Genomic DNA, 22,610 nt, shown 5'->3' with positions numbered 1-22,610 from the left:
ACCGGCAAGATTCTCGATGGAACCATCGCGACGATCGATCTAGCGGACGGCGCGATTACCACCGGCAAGATTCTCGATGGAACCATCGCGACGATCGATTTGGCCAACGCCTCCGTTTCAGACGCTAAACTCACCAACACCGCCGTTACCGCAGGCACATACGGCAGTGCCACCCAAGTCCCGCGGTTCACCGTCAACGCCCAGGGACGAATCACCGGCGTTACGAACAGCACCATCTCGGGAGTCGCTCCCGGAGGAGCCGCCGGAGGCGACCTGAGCGGGACTTACCCCAATCCAACGGTTGCAGGGCTGCAAGGGCGGCCCATTCATACCGAAGTCCCAGACCTTGGCGATATTCTGAAGTGGAACGGGACATCTTGGAGACCGCAGCCCGATCTTCAAGACGCCATCTGGGCGCTGAGCGGCGGCGCAGCGTACTACACCGGCGGTAACGTCGGAATCGGCACAAACAGTCCGCTCTATCAACTGCATGTTGAGACCTCCACGGAGGACCGAGCTATCGTTGCCCTGAACTCTAGCGCGATTGCTGGCGCCGCGGGCGGCTACTTTACGAGTTCAGCCTCAACTGGCCGAGGCGTCATGGGTAGAGCATTCGCCACATCGACAGCAACCTACGGAGGTCATTTCATCAGCGACAGTTCAGGAGGGATTGGCGCCATGGGTTCGGCCAACGCAACCATAGGCGCTAACAAAGGCCTCTATGGAGTCTCCTATAGCTCGTCCGGAACGGGCGTTCACGGTTTGGTCCAATCGACCACAGGATCAACGGTCGGGGTCTATGGCGAGATTCTAAGCGCCGATGGAATTGCGGTCTCTGGCTTAGCTAACAGCCTTACAGGCGCTGCAATAGGCGGCAGATTCGAGAGCATTAGCACGTCCGGAATTGGAGTCCATGGCGTAGCTTCGGCCGCAACGGGCGCTACATACGGCGGCCGGTTTTTGAACTCGAGCAGCTCTGGCACCGGAGCCTTCGGACATGCCTCTTCAACCACTGGCTCTACATATGGCGGTTGGTTTCAATCTAGCAGCACGTCCGGCAGAGGCGTTCTGGGCTATGCGAACGCCACTTCGGGCACTACTTACGGCGTCTATGGCCAAAGCGACAGCACGTCCGGAAGAGGCGTTCAGGGCTATGCGAACGCCACTTCGGGCACTACTTACGGCGTCTACGGCCAAAGCGACAGCACGTCCGGCAGAGGCGTTCTGGGCTATGCGAACGCCACTTCGGGCACTACTTACGGCGTCTACGGCCAAAGCGACAGCACGTCCGGAAGAGGCGTCCTAGCGTTCTCGGCGGCAACGTCTGGCACGACCTATGGCGTTTACTCGGATGTTCGCAGCCCTAACGGCTATGCCGTCTATGGGACAGCCTCCGCCGGCTGGGGCGTGTACGGCGTTGCGCCCGGAGACGGCGCCAGAGGCGTTTTCGGATGGGCCACCGGATCCTCTGCATTTGGAGTCTATAGCTTAGGCGACATGGCCGCATCGGGCACAAAGTCTTTCCAAATCGACCACCCGATCACTCCCGAAACTCACTTCCTCAACCACTTTTGCGCCGAAGGTCCAGAACCGCAGAACATCTACAACGGCAATGCAGTAACCGATGCGCGCGGCTATGCGACCGTCCAACTTCCAGCCTACTTCGAAGCGATCAACCGGGACTTTCGTTATCAGTTGACCGTAATCGGAACGTTCGCTCAAGCCATTGTGGCCGAGAAGATCAAAAACAATCGATTCGTCATTCGTACCGATAAGCCGAACATAGAGGTCTCATGGGAAGTCAAAGCCGTGCGAAACGACCGCTGGGTGCAACAAAGGGGTTTTGTTACCGAACTGGAAAAGCAAGGCGATGAGCGAGGAAAGTACCTGATCCCCGAACTCTACGGCCAGCCGAAGGAAGCGGGAATCCATCAGCAACCGGGGCCGGAGAGACCGATCAAGTAGCAACGGGCTATCCAAGACCCAAGACTCGAAAACTGCGATATACTCTACCAAAAGCGCCCAAGAGCGCCGAAGGAGGAGTAGCCATGTTTCGTCTCAAACATCTCGCCGTCTTTGTCGCGTTCCTTTTCGTCGGAATCGGTTTCAGCCAGCCGTTCGTTTACCAAGGCTTCCTGCGCGACAACGGTTCGCCTGCGACCGGAAACTACAGCGTTACTTTTCGCCTGTTTGCAGTCGAGAGCGGCGGATCGCCTATTGGAACCGTGGGACCGGTCGCCACATCCCTCTCAAATGGTCTCTTCACCGCAAGACTCGACTTTGGCACTAATGCCTTTACTGGAGCCGATCGATGGCTTGAGCTCGAGGTTGACAGCACAACCCTATCGCCTCGGCTTAAGATCGACAGCGTGCCTTACGCCATCCATAGCAATAACACGCGCGGCCTGATTGTGGACAACAATCTGAACGTCGGTTTGACCTCTACAAGGAAGTACATGGGCATTGGTACTTCGGACACCTTTCCGTACGACGGCAAAACCATGGGACACTACGCCCTCGGCTGGTTCGACGACACTTGGAACCCCTTTGGCGCAACGACATGGCTTTCCGGCTATGCCGGCATCAAACTCTTTACGTCTGGCGCCCTTCGTGTCGCGATCGCGCAGAACGGAGCCGTGGGCATTGGCACAGCATCGCCGGTACGGCTGTTGCAAGTGGGCGATCCGACCGTATCTTCTGTTGGACTCATCCGTGTCGGGCAAAACGGCGCGAGCACGTCGAGAGCATGGGACTTTGGCATCGGCGACTCGGCCCTGTTTGGGCACCGCGACAACTTTGGCTTTAGAGACGTTTCGGGCAGCACGATTATGGTACTGCAGTCCAGCGGCCAAGGCGGTCGAGTCGGCATCGGAACGTCGTTTCCCGCACAATCCCTTCACACGACCGGCAACATCCGGACCGACGGCGGCATCCTCCAAAGCCAAAACAGCATCGTGCTACATCCCGATGTAGATTTGACAGGCGACGATAGCGTCAGTATCGCCAACAGTGGCGGGGGGATTTGGATGAAGTTTCAGGACAGCGTCGCGACGATCTACTCCAGCGCTAACGGCATCATGAACGTTCGATTCGCCACCACCAATATCGCCAATCATGGGGTCATCGAAGTAGGAGACATCCCCGGAACGCCTAAGGCCGGGGTCTATGTGGCCGATAACGGCAACGGCATTGTATGGGGCAACATAAAGTCGTTCCGAGAACCCGATCCAAACGACCCTGAGACGGACTTTTGGTACGCCAGCCTGGAAGGCCCAGAGGCCGCCCTATACGTGCGAGGCAAAGGGCGACTGGTCAACGGTCAGGCACTGATCGAACTGCCCGACCACTTTCAAACCATGATGCTTCCCGAATCGATCACGGTGCAGCTCACGCCAGCCGCTCGATTCTCTAAAGGCCTCGCTTACGAAGAGATAAACGGCCAGATCTCAGTTTTCGAACTGAACGACGGTCGCGGCAACTACGACTTTTCTTGGGTCGTAACCGCCGTGCGAAAAGGCTACGAGGACTTTCGAGTCAAGCGCAAGTGGGACGAAATACTCCCCTTAGCCGCCGATCGAGAGAAGGAGTGGGAAGCTCGCCTGAAGTCGATCGAACTGCGGGACAAGCGTTAATTTTCATCCGCCTCGTCGCAAGACGAGGCGGATGATGGATCAACGATGGATCAGCGTCTGCGCTTGAGAGCCGCCAACAAGCCGCTGCCCATCAATAAAGCCATGATACTGGCCGGCTCTGGAATCGAATGGCATCGATCCACGATCCAGTCGATGTAGTGGTCGTTCAGATAGACGCCCGCGCTGCTGCTGGTGGGGAACGGGTAAAAGCCGTTAAACCCGCTGTTGTTGCCCAGCGTGTGCACGCCCATTATGCCATCGCGGAAGACGCGCAATCCGCCGACCGTATCGGCAAACGCCATTAAGTACGGTGCGCCCGAATCGCCGCCATAAGAGGTCATCTCTCCGGGCACGTCGAATCCTGCCCCATCGAGTTCCCATCCGACCGAGTCATAGAAGTAACCGCCCGCTCCCGGTACAGAGACGTTGCGCCGAACGGTAAACGAGTTATTGCCATAGCGCTTGATCTCGCCCGAATTGGCGCGTCGCAGGTATCCCGACGGATTGCCGAACTGATCGTTGACCAGATCGCCCGTCAGGCCATAGCCGGGCATGGTGAACGTCGAGCCGACCGGATTGCCTGTCCGCAGAAGCGCCAGAGCGTTTAGGTTGTTCATGAACGCAGACTGCGCCGCAGTCAAATTACGGTTGGGAATCCGAACGCCCAAGACCGCCAAATCCACTTGTCCGTTCGGCCCTCCCCGATGGGCCTGAAAAATCTGACCGCTAAACTCGTCCGCATCGCCTAAGTTGTGAAAAGCGATGGTGTTTCCGCCGCCTGTAACGTTGTGGTCGGCGGTTAGCACGCAAACCACCCAGTCGTCGCCAAAACGCCCCTTAGCAATAACCGAGCCGGTTCCAAAGCCGCCTCCGTCATAGACGCGAACGACGGCATCGTAAGAGCCGCGAGGCGCTGGTCGATCTGGACCCAGTGCGAGAGAATCTACAGCAAACGCAGCTACGGCTGCCAAGGCAATAGCCGAGCGCGCGCCCCATTTTCTAAGCATTTTCCTCTCCTTGTTCCTCAAAAGTGGGGAAATGAGCGTTCTGCTCTTTCCTGAGACATTATAACCCAGTTTCCACTTCCCGAAGGACTGTTTACCGATTCTTAACGCGGGCCCGTGATGCCGATGGCCACGCGGTAGAATCCGCCTATGAGCGGCGGGATCAAGATAGTAGGCACCAACCGAAAAGCCTATCACGATTACCACGTCGAGGAGACTCTCGAAGCTGGCATCGTGTTGATGGGCAGCGAGGTCAAATCGATCGCCAACGGCAAGATCAACTTGACCGACGCCTATTGCCGCGTGTTAGACGGCGAACTTTGGCTGCTCCATGCGCACGTCAGCCACTACGACCCGGCCGCCCGATATGGACACGAGGAACGAAGAAAGCGCAAACTCCTCGCCCATCGAAAAGAGATCGACCGATTACAGGCCAAAGTTCAGCAGAAAGGTTTCGCCCTCATCCCGCTCAAAATCTACTTCAAAGGCGGCAAAGCCAAAGTCGAAGTGGGCCTCTGCCGCGGCAAGCGCGAATACGACAAGCGCGAGACGATCAAAGAAAAGGATATGAAAAAGCAGTTGGAAAGAGATTTAAGCGAGAGACGATAGGGAACTAAAAAGGAGGGTGACAGTGAAAGGAGAGCAAAGCCTGCCACCCCCAAGGAAGGAAGGTGAACTCGTTCCTAAAAAACATTATGGCACAGTCAGGGGCGTTCTTCAGGTAATTTTGCGGTGATTTTTTCAGCCCTAAAATCGTTGGCCATGCACGGCCGACGCACCGTGCTCAGCGCGCTAGGAATGATGGTCGGCGTTGGCTCGATCGTGCTCCTCATCTCCCTCGCAAAAGGCGTCCAACAAGACGTCGCCAAACAAGTCGACGACCTCGGCGTCAACCTCGTCATCGTGCTGCCCGGCAAGATCAGCACGTCAAACCCGTTCAATCCCATGAGCCTCCTGGGAATCAGTTCATTGACCTGGGAAGACGCCGAATCGCTTCGAAGCCTGCCGGGAATTCGCCGCATTGCGACCATCATGTTCGTTGCCGGCGGTGCGGGACACGGACCCCGACGGGCCGATATGGCAATCGGATTCGGCGTTACGCCCGACTGGTTCCAAATACGACCCCTTAAGCTGACCGAAGGCCGATTGCTGAACGACCAAGACGCCAACGAACCGGTCTGCGTGCTGAGCGGCCTGATTCGAAGAGAACTGTTCGGCAACGGCGACGCATTGGGCAAGAAGGTAAGCCTGAACAGAGGCGAGTTTACAGTCGTCGGAGTGGTAGAAGAAGACGAAAAGAGCTCCATCTTTGGCAGCGGCGGCTTTGAGTACGTCATTTATGCGCCCATCCGCCGGCTTCAAGCAATTAGCAATTCGCAACAAATACACCGTATCATCGTTCAGTCCCAACCGGACATGAAACCGGAACTGATCGTCGGCAGCATCCAGGAAACCATGCTCCGCTCGCACCAGGGCCGCGAGGACTTTTCCGTCGTTACTCAGCAACAGCTCCTTGAACTCACGTTCAAAGTGCTCGACATCCTAACCGTTATGCTGACGGGCATCACATCCATCGCGCTGATCGTTGGCGGCATAGGGGTTATGAACGTGATGCTGATGTCGGTCTCGGAGCGCATTCGGGAGATTGGCGTGCGCAAGGCGGTCGGAGCGACGCGCAGAGAAATCTTCCTTCAATTTTTGAGCGAGGCGACTCTGATAGCAATCTTGGGCGGCGCGCTGGGCGTGGCCGTCGCCATGTCAGCCTGCGCCTTCATTAGCGCGCGCACCGCGCTCAATCCCCTCGTCTCGATCAATACGATCCTCTTGGCGCTGGGCGTCTGCAGCGCGGTCGGCCTGGCCTTCGGAGCGTTGCCCGCCTATCGCGCCGCTCTCAAAGACCCGGTCGAAGCCCTTCGAAACGAAGGCTGATTACTCGCGCCGCAGCGCCTCGATCGGATCCAGCTTCGAAGCCCTAATTGCCGGATAGATGCCAAAAACCACCCCGACCGAAAGCGAAAAGACAAAGGCGACAATAGCCGCCCAAACAGGAAAGTAGATCGGCAGTCCGTTGTCGCCAAACGCTCCCACCTGTCTCGAACCCCACTGCACTAGCAAACCCAACGACCAACCCATGAAGATGCCCAAAGCCCCGCCGATGCCCGACAAAGTCGCCGCCTCGACCAGAAACTGAGTCAAGATAGTGGGTCGCTTTGCGCCGAGCGCCTTTCTGAGACCAATCTCCTTGGTGCGCTCGGTTACCGAAACGAGCATGATGTTCATGATCCCAATCCCGCCGACCAATAGCGCCAATCCCGCGATCGAACCGATCAGCGCGCCGAACAGTGAAATGATCCTCGAGATGGCGTTCAGAATCGATTCGAAGCTATCCACGCGGAAAACGGCTTGATTATCGTGCCGCCGCATCAGTTTCTCCCAAATCGCTTCCATCGCTTCGCCAGACTTCTCGCGCGATTCGGGCACAACGTAAATCATGTCCACTTCGCGATTGCCGTTCCATCGGCTCTGTACTGCAGTAACGGGAGCAATGATCACATTGTCCAAGTTGTCGCCCATACCGCGACCTTTCTTCGCCAGCACGCCGATCACTCGCATCTGCATCCCGCTCAGCAACAGGTCCTTGCCGATCGCTTCTTCTTGAGGAAAGAGCTTGCTCCGCACCTCTTCTCCAATGACGATTACCTTGGCGCCCTCCTCGATATCCATCGTCGAGATCGCGCGGCCCTTTGCAATCTCGTAACCACGGATTTCAAAGTAGCTTTCTTCAACGCCTTGAAACTGAGGCTGAACGGAACGACCTTCGTAAGTGATCTCGGGAGTAGCAGCCTGCACCATCGAGCAAACCATGCGGATGTTTGGGAGCTCTCGGATCGCGCTCGCATCTTCCGATGTCATCGCGGCCACCGAACCGCCCACAAATTGGCCTTGCCGCCAGGGCTCGTAAGAGACCATGATCACATCCGAGCCCAACTGCTCAAACTCCTTGACGACGTTCGCGCGCGCGCCCTCTATCAGCGATACCATGATGACCACAGCCATCACGCCGATAATCACGCCCAACATCGTCAGCGCCGAGCGAAGCTTATTAGCGCGCAGCGTGTCTAAAGCAACCCCAATAGCCGATAGCAGGGTCATCCTAATCCATCTCTATGTTGAAACCTTCTCGGCGCGGCCCAGTGAATGGCGGCTTCCTCACTTTTTCGCCAGCCTTGACGCCCGAAAGAACCTCGTAATCGTTCGCGCCGCGCATCCCAACCTTGACTTCTTTGCGCTCGGCGACCGGTTTGCCCTTCTCGTCTTTCTTGACCGGGTCGATCAACAAGACATATTTCTGCCCCTTGTCCTCACCGATCGCTTCGAGCGGAAGGAGCAATACGCCCTTCTTCTCAGATACGATAATTCGACAGCGCGCGGTCATACCCGGACGAAGCCGAGCATCGGGATTGTCGATCAATGCCTCGACAACGTACCGCACGACGGTGCTGCGAGACCGAAAGTCTATCTCTTGCCCGCTCGTCTCGGCCGCCGGGGCCACCTTCTCTACCCGGCCTTCGAACTTTCGATCCTTGACCGCGTCCACCTTCACTTCCACCTTTAGCCCAGGCTTGATCTTGGGCACATCCAGCTCGTTCAAGTAAAGCTTCACTCGCATCTTGCTCAAATCGGCCACCTGCATAACCGGAGTCCCCTCGCCGAATCCTGCCGTGCCCGACATCACCAACTCGCCAACCTCGCGATACCGCTTGGTAACGACCCCGCGCATGGGGCTGCGAAGGTCTGTCTCGCCAAACTGGATCATCAAGTTCTTGAACGACGATTGCGACTGTCTTTGCGATGCCTCGCTTTGCTTCATGTCGAGCTTGGCCAATTCGATCTGTCGCAATCGGGCCTCTGCGGAACGCACCGCCTGTTGAGCGCTCAGATAGTCGTTCCGCTTGATCTCATCCTGGATCTTGCCCGCCTCAGCGCGCTTAGACTCGGCTTCTGCCGCTTCCAGCCGAGATTGCGCGCTCTCGCGGTCAAGTCTCTGCTGAGCGTCCAAATGGCTCAACCGCTCGCGCGCGGCGGCCAACCTAGATTTAGCGGCAACATGAGCGGTCTTTGCGGCGTCCAACTGCTGCTGCGAGAACAGGTTATGCGCTCTCGTCAAGTTTCGCTCAGCTTCGGCCAAAGCGGCCTCCGCATCATCGACCGCTGTTTTGAATTCGACGCTCTGTTGCGGCTGAGTAACATTCAACAGCATGTCTCGGGCTTGCTTCGCCGCTTCCAAATTCGATCGTGCCGCAACCAAACTGCTGGTGGTCAATGCCGGCTGAACGTCTAGCTCTTTCTTTGCCTGTTCCAACCTCAACCTTGCTTGTTCGTACTGCGTTCTCGCCTCGATCTCCTGAATCTCGAAGCTGATGGCGGCTTTTCTTGTGCCCGCCTCGGCGATCTCGGTCTGCGCGCGGCCTTGATCGACCTGTTCCTGAATCTCTCTCGGGTCGATCTGAGCGAGCAACTGCCCCGGTTCGACGATGTCGCCTTCTTCGACCTTCAGAGCAGCCACGCGTCCTGAGGCTTTGGACTTGATCTCTACAACCCGAATCGGCTCGATCGCGCCCGACTCCGATACATCGACCACAAAGTCGCCTTTACGAACTTCGTATTCGACTGCTGGCCGAACAGCGGTGCGCGCCGCACGGCTGACAAAGTAGTAGCCCAAGATCGAAGCGACGGCAAACAGCGCCAAACAACCGCACGCAATGCGCTTCATCGATATTTCGTCCCCCAGTTGATGCCTAATTATCCGGGCGGCCAGCGCATGGATCGTCCCCCCATCACATGCGCATGGATATGGTAAACGCTCTGTCCCGCCTGACTGTTCGTGTTCAACACTACCCTATACCCGTCCTGCTCAATGCCGGTCTCTTTGGCCACTCTCGCGCAAGCGAGCATCAACCCACCAAGGACGCCTTCTTCTTGCTCGGTCGCCGCCGACAGATGGGCAAAGTGTCTCTTGGGTATTACCAAATAGTGGACCGGCGCCTGTGGGTTCAGGTCCTTGAAAGCCACCACGTGCTCCGTCTCAAACAGCACGTCGGCCTGTAACTCGTTCGAGGCGATCTTGCAAAAGAGGCAACTCTCCATGTCAAGCCCTCATGGTCGGCGTGCGACCGTCTCTTATCTCATTAAGGCAGTTGCTGCAAACCCACACCTTCTGCCGCGCGCCATCGGTCGTTACGGTCGCTTGCTCATGAGCCTGCGACCCGCAATAGTGGCACCGATCTTCGGGGGTCGGCTGCTCGGTTTCTTCGGTCGATGGGGGAGCCTCGGCGCCCGTCAATCGATCGATTACCTCGCGACAGATCGTCAAATCCGCTCGCGTCTCGTCAAAAAGCATAGAAACTCGGTCGAGGTCTCTGGAAGTCTTGGCGCGATCGAGTATATTCACGGCCTCTTCGTACTTTCTGATCGCGCTTTCCCGCCGCTCGCGCATCAATGTAGCGTCCGGCGGATCGGCGATCAGGTCGGCATAGCCGTCCACATGTTCGATCTCTTCCAACAGCGTGTGCCTTCTCTGGTTGAGCCGGTCGGTCAGCGCTTTGAGTTCGGTGGCAGGCAACCCCTGGTAAGCCTGGCCGGAAAACCGACGATAAAGAAGGAATAGTACGACAAAGACCAGCGCAAACAGCAGAATCTTGGACATTCTTACGGAAGGAGTCTACCCGCAATCAGTGGAGTTGTCGAGCATGGCTCCAAATGTTGAGAAGCACAACAAAGACCGTTATGCCCCACATGATGCCGATGGTCAGCCGCCGCTTGAACGCCGGATCGATCTTCGCATGACGAGGACAAACGCCTTTGACAGGTCGATAGGCCAAATAAAAGCCAATACCTAGCTGCAATGCCGTAAATGCCAAAAGATAAGGCTCGTAAGCCTCTAGCGCGCTGAGCCAGCCTGCGCCTGTGCCCAGCAGCGCAATGGCGACCGGCGGCCCCCAGCAACAGGCCGTACAGGCCAGCGCCCCGACCACGGTCGCGGTGATGGTCAATCCTTGCCGCATACTGAGGGGGAGTATACCTCGCGGCATCAAGTATAATCGTCGTTAGCATGAAGAACGAGACGGCAAACACGGCCAAGAAGCGGCTGAACCGAGTAACCGGCCAAATCAATGGCCTTCAGCGCATGATCGACAACGCCCGCCCCTGCTCGGAACTGTTGCAACAATACTATGCCGCTCGCGCCGCATTGGATCAGGTAGGCGTCTTGTTGCTTTCCGAACACATCCAAACGTGCGTGCTTCAACAAGAGTCCGATGGGAACGGTTGCGCCCAATTTGAGGACGCCGAGCAGACCGAAGAGATCAAGGCCGCACTGCGCAGATTCCTGCATTGATTCTGGACTTTTTTTCTAAAGGTTGCAGGAACCCGGAATTTCCGATTATAATATAGAACGAGTACCAGGAGGAGCCTTATCTTGAAACGACTTCGCGGCTTTACGCTGATCGAGCTTTTGGTCGTCATTGCCATTATCGCGATCTTGGCAGCGATCCTTTTCCCTGTCTTTGCCCAGGCCCGCGAGAAGGGCCGACAGACCGTCTGTCTCAGCAATCAAAACCAGTCGGTCAAAGCGATCTTGATGTATTCTCAAGACTATGAAGGCTGCAATCCCGTTGCGGTCAGTTCGCCGCTCGACGGCAACGTGATCCGTATGACCTTCCTGTGGGACGTCATCCATCCCTATGTAAAGAGCGAGGGCGTTTTCCTTTGCCCCAGCTATCCCACGGGCAACGGCGGCCAGGACTGGAGCGGCAACTACAAGGCCAACCAGTTCACCGGCAGTCTGTTCCAGTACATTATGGGACGATGCGGCTCTTGCCGACCGGCCGGCACCTTCCGCTATGTCGCCTTTACGCCCAATCTCGGATTGTTCGGTATGGTCATCACCCGCGGATTGGTTACCCGAAACTACCCGCCTCAATACGACGCCAAGGTTCCGCGCCCGGCTGACACCATCGCCTTTATGGACGGCTACTTCCCTCGTCGCTACAACCGCACCGAATCGACCGGCGGCTGGGTGGACTACTGGTATAAGTGGGAGCTTTGGCCCCGTCACACAGGCGGACAAAACATCGCCATGATCGATGGCCACGCCAAGTGGTTCCCATATAACGGCTTGCCAAACGGCGGCCCTGTGCAAGCCGGTTGCCGCAACTATGCCGAGTACACTACCCGACCCAACTACTACGATTGGAAGATCAGAGTGCCCGAGAACGTTCGACGCGCTTGTGGATTTACCGAATATCCCTATCGCGAAGAGCACTTCGAGTGCGTGCCGCATCCCGGCAGTTCGCCTCATTTTGGCGACCTGCACGGCGTTCCGGATACCTGCATCGCCGACATCCAGAACTTCTAGTCGAACCTCTTCCTGCAAGGCTGGTCCGAGCCTTGCAGGAAACCTCTCCTGTAGCGCAGAACCCTTACAGTCAATATGGGCAAGCGCCGTATTAAACTGCTGGCAACGATCAGTCTTGGCGTCTTCTTCGGCTGTGCCGCTTTCACCTTTGTCTATGCGCGCGGCTACTCCTATATGTCCGACGACCCCAACGCATGCATCAACTGCCACATAATGAACGAGCAGCACGATTCCTGGCTGAACTCAAGCCACAGCGCCTTTGCCAATTGCAACGATTGCCATACGCCTAAGACCCCGTTCGCCAAATATTGGGTGAAGGCCGGCAACGGATTTCGCCACAGCGCCTACTTCACGCTGGGCAACTTTAAGGAGCCGATACGCATTACGCCTGGCAACCAGAAGGTCGTCCAGGACAACTGCATTCGGTGCCATTCTGATTTGGTCGACTCTATTCATCCAACGAACGACGGACAGCTCGATTGCCTGTCGTGCCATAGCCGAGGATTTCATAGGCTATGAGAATAATTCATTGAGAGGGAAATCGTGAGTCGATTTAAGTATCCGTTGGTTTTTGTCGTTTCGGGCGTGCTGACTGCCCTAGTGCTGGCGCTGGTCGTCAACATCTTCGAACGAAAGGCCGAGGGTCGGGAACGAATGACCGGCATTCAACAGATCGGCGAGTTCGAGACCGATCCAGCCGTCTGGGGCGTCAACTTCCCCAACCAATGGGATCGCTGGAAGCGCACGACCGAAGACACGGCCGTAACCAAATACGGCGGCAGCAAACCAATAGACAAGATCGCCGAAAACCCGCGAATCAAGATTCTTTACGCAGGTTACCCATTCAGCGTCGAATACAATGAGGAGCGCGGCCACGGTTGGTCGGTGGTCGACGTTCAAAAGATCAAGAGGCTTGGAGACAAGAAGCCAGGCACCTGCCTCAGTTGCAAAAGCAGCGACACCGTCAAGATGTGGAACGAGATGGGCGCCGAAAAATTTTTCAATACGCCCATGAAAGACCTCGTCGCCCATGCCGACAACCCCATCAGCTGTCTCAACTGCCACGACCCTAAGACTATGGAACTGACCCCGCGCAATCCCGCGTTCTTGGCCGTCATGGAGCGACGAGGAGTCGACCTAGGCAAAGCAACCCGCCAGCAGAAGCGAACTTATGTGTGCGGCCAGTGCCACGTCGAGTACTACTTTGAGAAGAAGGACAACCCCATCCTGCACTTTCCATGGGACAAGGGGCTCAACCTGGACGATATCGAGAAGTTCTACGACGAAAAGGGCTTCTACGACTGGATTCATCCGGACACCGGGGCAAAACTGATCAAAATTCAGCACCCGGAGTTCGAGTTTTGGAGCACCGGCATTCACGCCCGAAGCGATGTCAGCTGCGCCGACTGCCACATGCCTTATCAACGCATCGGATCGCGCAAGTATTCCGACCACTGGGTTAGAAGCCCTATGCTGAACGTGGCCGCCGCCTGCCAACCTTGCCACCGATGGCCCGAACAGGAGCTGTCCGAGCGCGTGCTGGCCATCCAGGATCGCACAAAGTCGCTTTTGAACCGGATAGAGATCGCCTTGGTAGACGCCATTGCGGCGATCAAGGCTTGCCGAGAGAGCGGCATACCGGACGAGAAACTGGCCGAAGCGCAAAAACTCCATCGCCGCGCCCAAATCCGATGGGATTTTGTCTTTTCCGAAAACAGCATGGGCTTTCACAGCCCGCAGGAATCGGCTCGGTGGCTGGCCGAAGGCATCGACTATGCCCGACAGGCCGAGAGCCTCGCCAAGCAGCTGATCGTGCGTTAAGGTATCCTAAAAAGAGACCGTAGCCAAGGAGGGACGTTATGAAAAGGATTGTAGCCGTCTTGCTTGTTGCTGTTGTCGGCGCCGCTTTCGCGCAAGATCCCCCGCCGCGATTCGAATTGGACACGCGAGACATCCGACTGACGCCCCCTCCTGTCCGCCAACCACAGTCGATCCAGAACGACATCCTCCGAGCGCGAGTCAACACGTTTTATGGCCCGACAGGGCTGATCACCGTGCCGCACGCTTACGTCGCTACTCAAGGCCGGATTACCTTGGGAACCTTCTTTGCCGAAAACAAGAGCGTATCCGCCAACTATGGCCTGATCGACAGCATCGAGGTCGGCGGCGCCTACATCGATCGAACCGGTATGAGCAACAAGAGCATTGCCAATGGCAAGGTCAACGTCATCCCGGCCAACTTCAAGAACATCGAGGTCGGCATCGGCATTATCGACGCGATCGATGCGATCAACCAGACTTTTTTCGTCGTCGCATCTGCCGAACTGGCGCCAACTTCTGGAATGCAAGAGCGAGAGGTGGTCGGCCTGCGAGTGCACGGAGGCTATGGGTCGGGCGTCTTTCGCGAGGAGTTTATAGGAGGCGCGGAGATTCTCTTCAGTTACAAAGTTTCCGTGATCGGCGAGTGGGACGGTCGGCAATTCAACGCTGGATTGAGATACGCGCGCGACGAAGCGCTCAGGCTGCAGATCGGCATCCTGGCCAAGCGACTTTTCTTTAGCACGACCTACGCCTTCACCTTCTAGTTAAGAGCGTAATCGAACACCTTCCAGCCGCCATTCTCGGGCGCAATGAAGATCGCCAGGTAGCCGTTGCTGTTATAGCCGCGAACTTCGAACTCGACACGCTTGGATTGCGAGGCGTTCGGATGCGGAATGACCGTCTGCCCGTCCACCTCTTCGATCGGATTGAACTTGGCCGGCTCGCCCCACTTGTCCATCGCCCTCATCCAAAGGAGTTTGAAATCCTTCTTGTCTTCGGGCAGGTGCTCGGAGATCATTGTGCCAGCCTCGTCGTACTTCTTCTCGTTCAGCAGCGTTACAAACTGAACCGCCGCTTTCTGACTTGGCGCAACCATTGGCCCGCCCATCATCAAATAGACAAATACAGCAACCGCGACCACCGCCAAAACATAAATAAGATTGCGCTTCATTGAGCGCCCATTTTACCGCAGAGAGCGTAGCCCGCCTGGGATGCGGCGTCGGACAGACCGGGATCAACGGCGATCGCGGTCGACCAGGCTTCGGCATCTGCCGCGCTGTCGCCAACAACGCAGACGTTTGGCATGGGCGCTAAGGCGCGGCCCGTGCGCGGATCAACGAGGTGGCAGAACTGCTCGCCGTTCAGCACAAAGGTCGCTTCGGCCGCGCCAGACACAGCGAGCGATTGGTCTTTCAGTTCAACTTCTTTGCCATCTATGGAGACGGGCTGTCCGATTCCAAAGGCTGCCATCGAACTGCCGCCCGCATTGACCAACGCCGAGCCTGCGCCCAGTTCCTTGAGCCTTGCCATTGCTCGATCGACTGCCTCGCCCTTTCCGATAGCGCCAAGGCTGATCTCGATGCCGGGGCGGGCAAAGTAAAGCCATCTTCCCTCGGAATTCAGCAGAATAAGATCAGATCCAACCATCTCAAGGGTCTGATGGATCTCCTCTTCGCTGGGCAACCGCGGCGCGCGATCGAGTATTCCCCAAATCCGCAACAGGGGCGTCGCCGTGATGTCGAACGCGCCCTTCGTCTGTCTGGAAAGCTCGACGCAACGATCGATCAGCCCAAAAAGCCCCGGCTCAAGCTGCACAGGCTCCTTCGCGGCCATAGCATTGATGAACGCAATATCGCTATCGGGCCGAAAGTAAGAAATCTGCTTCTCAAAACTCGCGATGAGTTCCCAAACCTCCTCGGCCATCTCCATCGCAGACTGCCGAGATGGCGCATCGATGCACAGTTCGAACTCGCAGGCCATACAGCGGCGAGCAAAACGGTACATGGAAGGCTAATAGACCGCGGCTTCTGTCTCTTTGTCAAAAAGGTGCGAGCGCTCCAAATTGACCTTGAGAGTCAACGTATCGCCTTCGTTCGCCTTCACCGAAGGATCGACCTGAGCCACGAAGCGCGAGCCGTCGACCATCAAGTGCAAATCGGTCCGATCGCCGTGCGGTTCGACGACATCGACCTGGGCCTGCAGCGTCTCCGCATCGCTGCCCGAACCGACCGCCGTCAAATCCTGAGGTCGAACGCCGAACACCACTGGCTTGCCGACCATCGATCGAACCGAGCCGTTGCCTGCCGCCGCTACCCGAAAACCGCCCGCAACGACCCAAAGCGACCCGCCCTCCTCAACAACCGTGGCGTCAAAAAAGTTCATCTGCGGGCTGCCAATAAAACCTGCTACAAACATGTTGGTCGGCTTCCGATAGACCGTTTCGGGATCGTCGCACTGCTGTAAAACGCCGTCCTTCATGATGGCGATGCGCGTCCCGAGCGTCATCGCCTCCTTCTGATCGTGCGTAACGTAGACCGTAGTAACGCCGAGATTCTCTTGGAGCTTCTTTAGTTCGGCACGGGTCTGGTCCCGCAACTTGGCGTCCAAGTTCGACAGCGGCTCGTCCATCAAGAACACCTTTGGCTTGCGCACGATGGCCCGCGCCAGAGCCACGCGCTGGCGCTGACCGCCGGAAAGTTCCTTCGGCCGCCTATGAAGCAACTGATCCAATCCCAGCATCTTGGCCGCTTCTTGCACGCGCCGGTCGATATCTTGGCGAATGCGGCGCGACTCTCCCCAATGGCTCAGCTGCCAGGCCCAATTCTTCATCTCTCGCAATCGAAGGCCAAACGCGATGTTTTCCAACACCGTCATGTGGGGATAGAGGGCGTAGTTTTGGAAGACCATAGCCACGTCGCGGTCTTTGGGCGAAACGTCGTTGACCACGCGGTCGCCGATGGCGATCTCGCCGCCCGTCGGCTCTTCCAATCCGGCGATGATACGAAGCGCAGTGGTCTTGCCGCAACCCGAGGGCCCGACAAGCACCATAAACTCCTGATCTCTGATCTCCAAGTCCAGTTCGTTTACGGCGACGACGGACTTGAACTTCTTCGTGATTTTGCTAAATCGGACTCCGGCCAAACTTGCCCCTCCGAATAGGAATGTTTCTGCGCCTTGGATGGGAATCCTGCTTGTGTGTTGCGAGTGAACCGGGAGGGACTCGAACCCTCGACCCACGGATTAAAAGTCCGTTGCTCTGCCGCCTGAGCTACCGGTTCATGGGGAACAGAATTGTACCTGATGGGGGAATCTATCCCTAAACACATTCTCTCGATGCCACGATAGAAAGCTCGCGTCTGGACAAAATCGAGTGGGCATCTGAATCTGTTTGCCTTCGCACCTCAATATATGCTCCTCAACCGGCGCACTTGAACCGGCCTTCATCTGAGAAGCGAAACGCACCCGCAAAGTGGCCGTTACGGTCATCAGGCCGCAATCGAACAATCGCTCGAACGTAGCGCTCAGGCACAATCCATTCGAAGGGTTGGCGCGGTTCCTTGGGTCTGCGCTCCAGGGCACTATGTGGCAAGCGATCAAACAACCTGGCTCATCGATGCCCGTAACACAGCATGCATAGTTGTATCCACTGAGTACCGCCTGCCGAAAAAACGCTTGAACGAGCCGAGTCTTAGTCATTCTCCGGCCTTCAGTCTCGCCGGTCGGTATGTGAAGCGATTTCTCGACCACGTGCGCCATTACTGCCAGAGAACCGAGGTCGTGCTTGAACGCTTCCCAGGCTTCCTTGTCTAAACGGCTCGTGTGCGGCAGTCCGCTGATACCTTTCTGGGCAAGACGCTCATCCAGCGACCCGAAGCTTCCTAGCTTCCGAGCGACCGATGCCGGTGTCCTTCCAAGCCGCTCCGCAAGCAGTTGCACGCGTGGATTCTTGGCACTAGTTGCACTGAATGGTATCTGACAATACAAAGCAAGGGCAAGGATCAACTCTTCTCGATTCCATGGTTGCCCATACTTAGATTCCATCGACAATACTTTCGATGGCTGCCCGACTTCTTCCTGGGTATGCTTCTCGCCACTTATCGAACCTCTGCGATCGACATTCGTCCAACCCATCATGAACCACAAGACCGAACAGATCCGGCTCAAGGTCGGCGACAAAGAGCGAAGAGCCGTCGCCTACGTTCCCGACAAGCCGAGCGGCGCTATGGCTTTCGTCTTTCACGGTCATGGCGGCACGGCCGAGGCCGCTGCCCGCAAGTTCGCACTGCACGAACATCTCAAAGGTTGGCTCGTCGTCTATCCGCAAGGCTTGCCCAACTACGGACCGGTCAGCCGCCGCACGGCCAACGGCTGGCAGCACTCGCCGGAGGAAGACGGCGGCCGCGATCTCGCCTTCGTCGACGCCCTGCTGACCGAATTGAACAAACGCCACCGAATAGACGCTACAAAGCGATGCGCGTGCGGGATGTCGAACGGCGGGCTCTTCACCGTCTTGCTCCTTAAGGAGCGCCCCAAAGAGTTTGCCGCCTTTGCCGAAGCGGGAGGAGGCGGCGCTCGATTCGCTCAGCAAGCAAAGACGCCCAAACCGCTTCTGATCATCCATGGAAAGAGCGATGCGTTGGTCGACATAGCGACCGCGCGGCGACTGCGCGAAGCCATGATCCGCCTAAACCGATGCGAGCCCAAAGCGGACGAATGGGCACCCGGCTACCTGCGCAACGCGCCGAAGGACGGCAAGAACCCGGTCATTATTCACGAGTTTAACGGCGGGCACGAGTGGCCGTCCGACGCCAGCAAGATGATCGCGCGCTTCTTTAAGGAACAGACGGGCTGATCTCTATCTCGCGCCGATCGTCGCCCAAGACTTTGATCCGAACATCAATACGTTCAGTCGGCAATCGATCGCCTAAACGATCGGCCCACTCGACAAGCACGATAGCCCCTTCTGCCAACTCGTCTAACCCCAGGTTCAAAATCTGAGCCGAATCCTCTAGTCGATAAAGATCGACGTGCAGAAACCGACCCTTCGAGCTCGGATATTCCATGATTAGCGCAAAGGAGGGGCTTCGAACGGTCTCGCCGACCCCAAGCCCTCTCGCAAATCCCTTTGCAAAGGTCGTCTTGCCCGCCCCTAACTCGCCATACAGGCAAACGAAAGCAGGAGAGAATATTGCCTGCGCCATTTCAAATCCGACCTGTTCCGTCTCAGCGGCGCTGGTCGATAGTCTGGTCACTTCTCAGGCTCGGAGTTGGCTCGTTCCAACCGAATCTCGAGCTTGCTGAACTCCACTGGAAGCTTATGCTGCTTCACTAACTCTCGCATTCGTGCATTGGTCGCACGGACCAGCTCCTCCATCTCGCTCTCCATTTTGTCGATCCGGTCGAGCAAGCGAAGGATGATATCGACCCCGGCCAGATTGACGCCCAAGTCCTGCGTCAAATGTTGGATGCGTTTTAGGCGAACGATGTCGGCTTGTGAATAGAGCCGCTTTTGGGCGCCGCGGCGCAAAGGCTGAATCAGCCCTAACCGCTCGTACAGTCTTAAGGTCTGAGGATGCAGGCCGCACAGCCTGGCGGCCACCCCGATCATAAAGACCGGCTCTTCCGACGCTTCTTCTAATTGGAATCGTATCAACATTGCTTTACCCTTTCTTGCGAGCCGCGGCGATCTGCTCTAACAGCCGCTTCTCTTCGTCTCCGGGACGTCGCGGCACGCTGATGCGCAACCGAGCATACAGGTCGCCTCGCTTCTCTTTATCTTTTGGCATGCCCTGTCCCGAGAGGCGAAACACAGCCCCGCTCTGTGATCCAGCAGGCACCTTCATCTTGACGCTGCCGGTCGGCGTTTCCACGTTGATCTCGCCTCCCAACAGCGCCGTCAGATAATCCACTTCGACCTCTGTGTGCAAGTGCTCTCCGCGACGCTCAAATTTCGGATGCGGCTGGATTCGCACTCGAAGATAGAGGTCTCCGCGCTTGCCATTGCCGCCCGCAATGCCTTGGCCGGCTAGGCGAATCCTCTGATCGTCTCGCACTCCGGGCGGGATTCGCACAGAAAGCGTGCGAGTTTGTCGCGTTACGCCAAGGCCGCCGCAATCCGCGCATCGTTCGCCAATCTTGCCCGTACCGCCGCACTCCGGGCAAGTCATGTTGACTCCGAGCACGTTGAATCGGCCTCGGCCCGTTCCGCCGCATGCATCGCAACGGCGCGCGCCCGCTTTGGTCTGACCCATGCCTTGGCAGATCTGGCAGGCCTCGTCCAAATTGAGTATCAGGCTCTTGTTCGCTCCCCGAATCGCTTCTTCCAGCGATATCGTGATCGACTGCTCCACATCCTGGGGCGGATACTGCGCAGCCGTCTGACGATGGTTGTTCAGCAGGCTCTCGATGAACTCCGAAAAGTCTTTAAACGGAAAGCCAAAGTCGCCAAACGCCTCTCCGGACGGCTGACGACCGGCGCGCTGGATATTCTCCCACTGCTCGCCATAGCGATCGTAGGCTTTGCGCTTCTCCGGGTCGCTCAGAACCTCGTAAGCCTGGTTGACCTCTTTGAACTTGGATTCGGCCTCGGCATTGCCGGGGTTGACATCGGGATGGTATTGACGCGCCAATTTGCGGAAGGCGGCCTTAATCTCGCGTTCGGTCGCCTTTTTGCTAACACCCAGAACGGCGTAGTAGTCCTTGTATCCCGTCATGGCGCGTCAAGCTCCTCGAGCCTAGTTCTGCTGAAACTCCGCGTCGATCACATCGTCCGCGTTCGTTTCGGCCTCTTCTCGTCCGTTGGTGTCGGTCGGCTCTTGCGCGTTCTCAGACTTCTCTTTGTAGAGCCGCTCCGTAACCGCATAGACTGCCTGCTCCAGCTCGCTCATCTTGGATCGGACCAACTCCATCTCCATGTTCTGGATGGCAGTCCTCAGGTCGCGCGCAAGGTTTTCGATGTTCATGCGCTCGTCTTGGGTCATCTCCTCGCCCTGTTCGCGCAGAAGCTTCTCTGCGCTGTGCGCCAGATGATCGCCCTTGTTTCGAGTCTCTGCGTCTTCCTTGAACTTAGCATCCTGGGCGGCGTTGGCCTCAGCCTCCCTGACCATCCGCTGAATCTCTTCCTTGTTCAGATTGCCCGAGCCGGTGATCTTGATCGACTGCTCTTTGCCGGTCGCTGTATCTTTTGCGCTCACCTGTAAAATTCCGTTCGCGTCGATGTCGAACGAGACCTCGATTTGTGGAATGCCCTGCGGCGCAGGCGGTATGCCGTCCAGATTGAACGTGCCGATCATCTTGTTCTGGCTCGCCATCGGGCGCTCGCCCTGCAAGACCTTGATCTCGACCTGCGTCTGATTGTCGTCCGCGGTCGTAAAGGTTTGGCTCTTGCGAGTAGGGATCGTCGTGTTGCGCTCGATCAGCGCGGTAAACACGCCGCCTTTGGTCTCGATGCCCAACGAAAGAGGCGTAACGTCCAAAAGCACGACATCCTTCACCTCGCCCGCCAGCACGCCGCCCTGGATAGCCGCCCCGATCGCAACGACCTCGTCCGGGTTGACGCCCTTGTGAGGCTCCTTGCCGATCACCTTGCGCAACATCTCTTGAATGGCCGGAATGCGCGTCGAACCGCCTACCAAAATCACCTCGTCGATGTCGGTCGGCTTCAGCTTGGCGTCTTCGATCGCCTTGAAGAACGGCTCCTTGGTGCGTTCGATCAGATCGGCGCAAAGCTCCTCAAACTTCGACCGCGTGAGGCTCATGTCCAAGTGTTTGGGGCCGGATGCGTCTGCCGTAATGTAAGGCAGATTGATGCTGGTGCTGATCGTGCTGGAAAGCTCGATCTTCGCGCGCTCGGCGGCTTCCTTCAAACGCTGTATTGCCTGGGCGTCCTGACGCAAGTCGATGCCGGTGGACTTCTTAAAGTCGTCGGCGACGTACTCTAAGACTCGCTGATCAAAGTCGTCGCCGCCCAAATGCGTGTCGCCCGATGTGGACTTGACCTCGAAAACGCCGTCGCCGACCTCGAGAATAGAAACGTCGAACGTCCCGCCGCCCAGGTCGAAGACGAGAATCGTCTCGTTGCTCTTCTTATCCAATCCATAGGCCAGCGCGGCCGCCGTCGGCTCGTTAATGATCCGAAGCACGTTCAAGCCCGCGATCTCGCCCGCGTTCTTGGTCGCGGTGCGCTGAGCGTCGTTAAAGTAGGCCGGAACGGTGATAACGGCCTGAGTTACCGGCTCGCCCAGATAGGCCTCTGCATCCTGCTTTAGCTTCTGCAGGATCATGGCCGAAATCTCTTCCGGTCGAAACGGCTTGCCGACCGCCGGAATCTCGATCGCAACGTCGCCTTTCGAGTCGGCAACGATCTTGTAAGGCACTCTCTTAGACTCTTCCGAAACTTCGTCCAATCGATGCCCCATGAATCGCTTGACCGAAAAGATCGTGTTCTCAGGGTTGACGACCGCCTGACGCTTGGCCGGCGCCCCGACCAATCGCTCCCCGCCCTTGGTAAAGGCGACCACCGACGGGCATAGCCGACTGCCCTCCGCCGTTGAGATGACGACCGGCTCGCCGCCTTCCATGACGGCCACGACCGAGTTAGTGGTGCCTAAGTCGATTCCTACTGTTTTTGCCATATTATCCTTTGCGCCTCCGTTTGATTCTTGGCTCTATCGCTACGCCCTTTGTCTAACGAGTCAGAGCGCCTTGGAGTTCCCAAAAATTAGCCATGGGATATTA

General features: G+C 57.2%; 23 protein-coding genes, 1 tRNA gene and 1 pseudogene. 10 read left to right on the top strand and 15 right to left on the bottom strand.

Annotated elements, in window-relative coordinates:
* On the top strand, positions 1-1,965 hold a 1,965-nt coding region (locus HUU60_11825; protein NUL83389.1), incomplete at its 5' end, for a hypothetical protein.
* An 83-nt stretch (positions 1,966-2,048) separates the two neighbouring features.
* Positions 2,049-3,632, top strand: coding sequence for a hypothetical protein (locus HUU60_11820; GenBank protein NUL83388.1), 1,584 nt, complete (start codon positions 2,049-2,051; stop codon positions 3,630-3,632).
* 50 nt (positions 3,633-3,682) lie between these two features.
* On the opposite strand, the gene HUU60_11815 is transcribed toward HUU60_11820, so the two are convergent.
* Positions 3,683-4,639, bottom strand: a complete 957-nt coding sequence (locus HUU60_11815; protein ID NUL83387.1) for a PEP-CTERM sorting domain-containing protein — start codon at positions 4,637-4,639, stop codon at positions 3,683-3,685.
* A gap of 147 nt (positions 4,640-4,786) precedes the next feature.
* Here HUU60_11815 and smpB point away from each other — a divergent pair, with 147 nt between their 5' ends.
* Together smpB and HUU60_11805 are read left to right on the top strand one after the other, a co-directional pair.
* Positions 4,787-5,245 (top strand): SsrA-binding protein SmpB, encoded by a 459-nt coding sequence (gene smpB / locus HUU60_11810; protein ID NUL83386.1) that lies wholly within the window; start codon positions 4,787-4,789, stop codon positions 5,243-5,245.
* A 123-nt stretch (positions 5,246-5,368) separates the two neighbouring features.
* On the top strand, positions 5,369-6,565 hold the full coding sequence (locus HUU60_11805; GenBank protein ID NUL83385.1) for an ABC transporter permease: 1,197 nt from the start codon (positions 5,369-5,371) through the stop codon (positions 6,563-6,565).
* Here the strand turns inward: HUU60_11805 and HUU60_11800 are convergent, their stop codons facing one another.
* Genes HUU60_11800 through HUU60_11780 form a run of 5 tightly spaced genes read right to left on the bottom strand, consistent with a single transcriptional unit; the run spans position 6,566 to position 10,701 of the window.
* Positions 6,566-7,789, bottom strand: a complete 1,224-nt coding sequence (locus HUU60_11800) for an ABC transporter permease (protein NUL83384.1) — start codon at positions 7,787-7,789, stop codon at positions 6,566-6,568. It abuts the gene before it with no gap.
* Position 7,790: 1 nt separating this feature from the next.
* On the bottom strand, positions 7,791-9,410 hold the full coding sequence (locus HUU60_11795) for an efflux RND transporter periplasmic adaptor subunit (GenBank protein NUL83383.1): 1,620 nt from the start codon (positions 9,408-9,410) through the stop codon (positions 7,791-7,793).
* Between the two features lie 29 nt (positions 9,411-9,439).
* On the bottom strand, positions 9,440-9,784 hold the full coding sequence (locus tag HUU60_11790; GenBank protein ID NUL83382.1) for a histidine triad nucleotide-binding protein: 345 nt from the start codon (positions 9,782-9,784) through the stop codon (positions 9,440-9,442).
* A gap of 1 nt (position 9,785) precedes the next feature.
* Positions 9,786-10,343 (bottom strand): hypothetical protein, encoded by a 558-nt coding sequence (locus HUU60_11785; protein ID NUL83381.1) that lies wholly within the window; start codon positions 10,341-10,343, stop codon positions 9,786-9,788.
* Positions 10,344-10,368: 25 nt separating this feature from the next.
* Positions 10,369-10,701, bottom strand: coding sequence for a hypothetical protein (locus HUU60_11780; protein NUL83380.1), 333 nt, complete (start codon positions 10,699-10,701; stop codon positions 10,369-10,371).
* Between the two features lie 47 nt (positions 10,702-10,748).
* Between HUU60_11780 and HUU60_11775 the strand changes: the two genes are divergently transcribed.
* From HUU60_11775 to HUU60_11755, 5 genes and pseudogenes are all read left to right on the top strand, one after another.
* Entirely contained in the window at positions 10,749-11,033 is a 285-nt protein-coding gene (locus HUU60_11775; GenBank protein NUL83379.1) for a metal-sensitive transcriptional regulator, read from the top strand.
* Positions 11,034-11,114: 81 nt separating this feature from the next.
* A pseudogene (locus HUU60_11770) lies at positions 11,115-11,249 on the top strand (prepilin-type N-terminal cleavage/methylation domain-containing protein).
* Positions 11,250-12,128: 879 nt separating this feature from the next.
* On the top strand, positions 12,129-12,572 hold the full coding sequence (gene nrfH / locus HUU60_11765) for a cytochrome c nitrite reductase small subunit (protein ID NUL83378.1): 444 nt from the start codon (positions 12,129-12,131) through the stop codon (positions 12,570-12,572).
* Positions 12,573-12,707: 135 nt separating this feature from the next.
* A complete protein-coding gene (locus HUU60_11760) occupies positions 12,708-13,874 on the top strand; it encodes an ammonia-forming cytochrome c nitrite reductase subunit c552 (protein NUL83377.1) in 1,167 nt (388 codons plus the stop codon).
* A gap of 38 nt (positions 13,875-13,912) precedes the next feature.
* On the top strand, positions 13,913-14,638 hold the full coding sequence (locus tag HUU60_11755) for a hypothetical protein (protein NUL83376.1): 726 nt from the start codon (positions 13,913-13,915) through the stop codon (positions 14,636-14,638).
* On the opposite strand, the gene HUU60_11750 is transcribed toward HUU60_11755, so the two are convergent.
* The 5 genes from HUU60_11750 to HUU60_11730 form a co-directional block, all read right to left on the bottom strand.
* Positions 14,635-15,045: a hypothetical protein gene (locus tag HUU60_11750; protein ID NUL83375.1), complete on the bottom strand. Its 411-nt coding sequence runs from the start codon at positions 15,043-15,045 to the stop codon at positions 14,635-14,637. The genes HUU60_11755 and HUU60_11750 overlap by 4 nt on opposite strands.
* Entirely contained in the window at positions 15,042-15,878 is an 837-nt protein-coding gene (locus tag HUU60_11745) for an FAD:protein FMN transferase (GenBank protein NUL83374.1), read from the bottom strand. Before HUU60_11745 ends, HUU60_11750 begins: the two co-directional genes overlap by 4 nt.
* A 6-nt stretch (positions 15,879-15,884) precedes the next feature.
* Positions 15,885-17,015: an ABC transporter ATP-binding protein gene (locus tag HUU60_11740; protein NUL83373.1), complete on the bottom strand. Its 1,131-nt coding sequence runs from the start codon at positions 17,013-17,015 to the stop codon at positions 15,885-15,887.
* Positions 17,016-17,079: 64 nt separating this feature from the next.
* A tRNA-Lys gene (locus HUU60_11735) sits at positions 17,080-17,152 on the bottom strand.
* Positions 17,151-17,810 carry an HNH endonuclease gene (locus HUU60_11730; GenBank protein ID NUL83372.1) on the bottom strand — a complete coding sequence of 220 codons (660 nt, stop codon included), beginning with the start codon at positions 17,808-17,810 and terminating at the stop codon, positions 17,151-17,153. The genes HUU60_11735 and HUU60_11730 overlap by 2 nt, the downstream gene beginning before the upstream one ends.
* 196 nt (positions 17,811-18,006) lie before the next feature.
* On the opposite strand from HUU60_11730, the gene HUU60_11725 reads away from it, so the two are divergent.
* Complete coding sequence (locus HUU60_11725) at positions 18,007-18,726, top strand: dienelactone hydrolase family protein (protein ID NUL83371.1); 720 nt, start codon at positions 18,007-18,009, stop codon at positions 18,724-18,726.
* On the opposite strand, the gene tsaE is transcribed toward HUU60_11725, so the two are convergent.
* Genes tsaE through dnaK form a run of 4 tightly spaced genes read right to left on the bottom strand, consistent with a single transcriptional unit; the run spans position 18,707 to position 22,507 of the window.
* On the bottom strand, positions 18,707-19,126 hold the full coding sequence (gene tsaE, locus HUU60_11720) for a tRNA (adenosine(37)-N6)-threonylcarbamoyltransferase complex ATPase subunit type 1 TsaE (protein ID NUL83370.1): 420 nt from the start codon (positions 19,124-19,126) through the stop codon (positions 18,707-18,709). The genes HUU60_11725 and tsaE overlap by 20 nt on opposite strands.
* Positions 19,123-19,530, bottom strand: a complete 408-nt coding sequence (locus HUU60_11715; GenBank protein ID NUL83369.1) for a MerR family transcriptional regulator — start codon at positions 19,528-19,530, stop codon at positions 19,123-19,125. The genes tsaE and HUU60_11715 overlap by 4 nt, the downstream gene beginning before the upstream one ends.
* Before the next feature lie 4 nt (positions 19,531-19,534).
* The gene (locus HUU60_11710; protein ID NUL83368.1) at positions 19,535-20,587 is read right to left on the bottom strand and encodes a J domain-containing protein; all 1,053 of its coding nucleotides are present in this window, start codon (positions 20,585-20,587) and stop codon (positions 19,535-19,537) included.
* A 21-nt stretch (positions 20,588-20,608) separates the two neighbouring features.
* Entirely contained in the window at positions 20,609-22,507 is a 1,899-nt protein-coding gene (dnaK, locus tag HUU60_11705; protein ID NUL83367.1) for a molecular chaperone DnaK, read from the bottom strand.
* Positions 22,508-22,610: the final 103 nt, after the last annotated feature.

The sequence above is a fragment of the Armatimonadota bacterium genome, from assembly GCA_013359125.1.
Lineage (GTDB): Bacteria > Armatimonadota > Fimbriimonadia > Fimbriimonadales > GBS-DC > JABWCR01.
This window is presented reverse-complemented; position numbering and strand designations above follow the sequence as displayed.